At 41.0% G+C, this 1,859-nt stretch carries 2 protein-coding genes; both read right to left on the bottom strand.

All coding sequences use genetic code 11. From position 1 onward, the window contains the following. Nucleotides 1-89: 89 nt before the first annotated feature. The gene (locus ACTQXY_RS15340; protein ID WP_441660195.1) at nt 90-1,514 is read right to left on the bottom strand and encodes a hypothetical protein; all 1,425 of its coding nucleotides are present in this window, start codon (nt 1,512-1,514) and stop codon (nt 90-92) included. 53 nt (nt 1,515-1,567) lie between these two features. Next, the gene (gene spoIIID / locus ACTQXY_RS15335) at nt 1,568-1,819 is read right to left on the bottom strand and encodes a sporulation transcriptional regulator SpoIIID (protein ID WP_022250990.1); all 252 of its coding nucleotides are present in this window, start codon (nt 1,817-1,819) and stop codon (nt 1,568-1,570) included. Nucleotides 1,820-1,859 lie beyond the last annotated feature (40 nt).

Genomic DNA, 1,859 nt, shown 5'->3' with positions numbered 1-1,859 from the left:
CGCATAACCTTAACTTCTCAATATTCAATTTTTAAAGCAGCCACCGAAAGATGGCTTATTTGTCGTGTGCTTAAGGTAATGGATACCCTCTACTTCTCATTTTCAATCTTTCTCTCCTTATCTGGATTCTGATAGGAAATGCCGCTCTTTGCCATTCCGATTCGATACAAATCTTTCATACCCACACCAATACTTCGTACACTTTCTAAAATATCCGGCAGTTGAAACACATTTGCAACAACAGAGCCTACTATTCCGAACATAATGGTAGAGCAAACCATCGACCACAGCATACGCATCCACTCATTTCCTGTCACATCAAAAAACAATCCCATCACCTGGTCTTCCACAAATCCCATAAAGTAATCTACTCCACAGAAAATCACAATGTACAAAAGCGCTGTACGCAGTCTTGCAAACATCTGATATGTAATCCGCAGATTCCATCTCCTCTTCTCCTTCTCGCAATCTTCTTCGTAGCATTTTCCTATGCACTCTTTGGTCTGTAAGCCCCTGTCACGCTTTCGCTCCTCCGATACCACACGAACGGCTGTGTCCCATGGTGGAAGCTCTATCTCCTCAGACTGTTGTCCTCTCTCTTTGCATTCCTTCCAATATAACATCAGTCTTTCGGTCAAATCCTTCTGGAAGGTGTCTCCTTCCTTGTCGTAATGTTTCGACACCTGATAAATACTTTCTTCTACTGTATAGTTATAGCAAAGATCGACCACTGCCTTTGCAAGCAGCTGCTGTGAATCGAGTGCTGCCTTTTCCTCTGATACAAGTTTTTTTATCCAATTCGTGCGATTGTTCATCAATTTTTTTGTTCTATCTTCACGGTATAATTCTTTTTTTGTTCGCTCCAGAATCTCTATCGCTTTCGGCAATCCCTCTTCCAATTCCCTGCCAGATTCCCCTGCAAACAAAGACTTAGGCTTTCGAAGTATCTCCACAATCTCCTCATAAAACTGCATAAAATTTCTCTTTTCTCCGGTATTTGCCGGCTGCCCTGAAATTTTCTCCAGACTCATCATCAGAATCATTCGCACAAATCGAATTACATACTCAAGATCTTTCTTCTTCTCTTCCTCTTTTTCATTCTCCATTAACTCTTCCAAAACAGTTGTATCACTATACTGAAGCGCATGCCTCATCTTCTCAAGTAAATCTTTCTCTGCACAGCGCACAGGCAGACCCGAAAACAAAAACTCCTCCTTGCTCGAATCGTTGCATTTGTCAATTGCGTTCTGTATATATTGCGACGGAGTTCTGACATCTCCATATCTTGAAATTTTAATTGCCCCAAGCGCAAACAACTGCACCATCTGTTCGTATGCTTTTTCATCTCTAATCGCACACAAAAAAGCTTCTGAGTCCGTCAATTGATTAAACGAAAGCACAACCGTATTTCCCTTTTTGACAATCTCCTCAAAAAGTGCCTGCTGACCTTTCTGGATCTCTTTCTTCGAATTTCGCACTGAATCCAATTCAAATAAATATACAAAACGCCTCATCTTTTGTTCCCCCTGTGTTCTAAACCGCATTTCCTCTTACTATTCGTATTCTTCTAATGCTGATGCAAATACTTTTCTCTTGTTGCCATACCTCCCCTGATATGTCTTTCTGACTTATTTTGATCTAAGATCTTTCGTGCCTGATTGGCAAGCCCTGGATTAATCTGCAAAAGCCGTTCCGTTACATCTTTATGTATGGTACTCTTACTAACTCCAAATTTTTTTGCGGTCTGCCGCACTGTCGCCTGGTTCTCAATAATATAATATGCGATTTCTACTGCTCGCTCCTCGATATAATCTTTCATATACTTCCCCTGCAATTACTGTTGTTACAGTGTATGCAAC

Source organism: Faecalimonas sp. LCP19S3_D12 (assembly GCF_052121495.1).
Lineage (GTDB): Bacteria > Bacillota > Clostridia > Lachnospirales > Lachnospiraceae > Faecalimonas.
The sequence above is the reverse complement of the archived record's forward strand: the minus strand, read 5'-3'. Positions and strand labels throughout refer to the sequence as shown.